Origin of the sequence: Kitasatospora sp. NPDC007106 (genome assembly GCF_040634455.1) — a bacterium.
GTDB lineage: Bacteria > Actinomycetota > Actinomycetes > Streptomycetales > Streptomycetaceae > Kitasatospora > Kitasatospora arboriphila.
Genome location: NZ_JBEYFP010001089.1, coordinates 1 through 1,728, shown reverse-complemented (window position 1 = coordinate 1,728; position 1,728 = coordinate 1). Strand labels below are relative to the sequence as shown.

Genomic DNA, 1,728 nt, shown 5'->3' with positions numbered 1-1,728 from the left:
CAGTGGTTCAGTTGTTCAGTGGTCCGACCGCAGGTGCGCCAGGAGGTCGTGCAGGGGCGCCGGTACGTGGTCGAGGTCGAGGGCTTCGACCAGGAGGTGGCCGTAACGGATCTTCCGGCCCTTCTTCGTGCCGAGGAAACGCCGCATCTGCTGGTGCGGGAGCCGCCCGTGCTGGGCGGGCTGGCGCACGAAGGTCCGCCAGGCCGGGAGGTCGCCCTCGGCCCGGACGATCTCCTCGACCCGTGCCACGCCCAGCGCACGGACGAGCTCGTCCTCCAGGTCCGTCGTACAGGTGAAGAACCCGCGGCGCGGTGCACCGGCCCGGTCGAGACCGCGGTCGTAGAACCGCTGCTCGCCCACGTCGCACAGCCCGGCGAGGCGCAGGCCCAGACCGGGCGGCCCGAGGAGGCCGGCGTAGCGGCCCACGTTCATCGCGCCGCCCATGGGAATGACGCACACGCCCTCGGCGGACAGGTCCCGGCCGTGGCGGGCGGCCAGCGTCTCCACGGCCGCACCGTCGCTCGGCCCTTCCACCAGCACCGCGGTCCGCACGCCCGACCGCACGGCCAGTTCGCCCGCCGGGCCGCCGGGACCGCCCGCCGCCCAGTCGGTGACCGCATCCCGGAACGCCCGCATGTCCGCCATGGGACGATCCTGCTCCTGCCCGGGCAGGCACCGCACCGGATTTTCCGGTCGGCCGGCCGGTCCGGATTTTTGGTGGGCCGGGTTTCGGGCGCGCCTCCCCGCCGAGTCCGGTCGTCGGTCCTATCGTCGTGGGTGTGAGGAGGCCCGGTCCGCCGGTCCACCTCCCCCGTACCCGGCCCGGTCGCCCTCCCCCCTGGCGGCCGGGCCGTGTCATGCCGGTACGCGGCCCGAAGGCACGATCATCGGCCACCCCGGCCCCGTCCCCGTGCGTCGGCGGCCCTCGCTATCGTCCGTGCCGTGCCCTCAAGCGACCACCTGCTCGACCTGATCCGCAGCACCCCGGAGATCGACCTGCTGCTGCGGACGTCGTTCGGCTTCGACATCCACCGGAAGCACAACGGCGACGGCCTGGGGCTCGCCTCGGGTGCGCCGCTGGAGCCGATCGCGGGGGAGTGGGCCGGCGGGGCGTACCTCCTCTGCGCCGAGCAGGACGGCCGGCGGCCGGTGGTGTTCGCGAGTTCCGAAGGGCAGGGCGGACTGCTCGCCGAGGACCTGGCGGACGCGCTGGAGATCATCATCGGGCTGGCGTGGCACGACTGCCTCGGCTTCTCGGGCGGCGGCGACCTGGACGTCATGCAGACCTCCGCACGACACCTCGAACGGTCGCGCGGCAGGGACAACCCGGACATCGACCAGGACGCCGCCCAGGTGGCCGCGGCCCTGTCGCTGCGCGTCCTGCCCGTCACCGACCTCGTCGTCAGACTGCACGCCGCCGCCTCCAAGACCGAGCCCGACCACCTCGTGACCGACGGCGGGCAGGCCTACGACCCGCTGTTCGGCGAGCACTCGGAGCCACGCCACGGCGGCTGGCGCTGACCCGCCATCCCGCAGTGCCGCCACGCCGCCACTCCGCGGAGCCCGGACGGGGGAGGATGCCCGCATGACAGACGACGCGGCCCGGCACCTCCTCGACCGTTTCGTGGGCCTGCTCCGGCCGATGCCCTCGCTGGTCGCCGTCTGGGCGCACGGCTCGCTCGCCGCGGGCGACTACCAGCCGGGCCGCAGCGACCTCGACCTGATCGC

At 74.1% G+C, this 1,728-nt stretch carries 2 protein-coding genes and 1 pseudogene; 2 read left to right on the top strand and 1 reads right to left on the bottom strand.

What is annotated here, in order from left to right; genetic code table 11:
• Positions 1 to 15: 15 nt before the first annotated feature.
• A complete protein-coding gene (locus tag ABZ641_RS36055) occupies positions 16 to 645 on the bottom strand; it encodes a TOPRIM nucleotidyl transferase/hydrolase domain-containing protein (RefSeq protein WP_344623165.1) in 630 nt (209 codons plus the stop codon).
• A gap of 297 nt (positions 646 to 942) precedes the next feature.
• Between ABZ641_RS36055 and ABZ641_RS36050 the strand changes: the two genes are divergently transcribed.
• Together ABZ641_RS36050 and ABZ641_RS36045 are read left to right on the top strand one after the other, a co-directional pair.
• On the top strand, positions 943 to 1,521 hold the full coding sequence (locus ABZ641_RS36050) for a hypothetical protein (protein WP_359988684.1): 579 nt from the start codon (positions 943 to 945) through the stop codon (positions 1,519 to 1,521).
• Between the two features lie 64 nt (positions 1,522 to 1,585).
• Positions 1,586 to 1,728, top strand: a pseudogene (locus ABZ641_RS36045) (nucleotidyltransferase); the annotation flags it as partial.

Coding starts and splice junctions, on each gene's coding strand:
- ABZ641_RS36055 (WP_344623165.1), bottom strand. CDS start 645: ATGGCGGACATGCGGGCGTTCCGGGATGCGGTCACCGACTGGGCGGCG.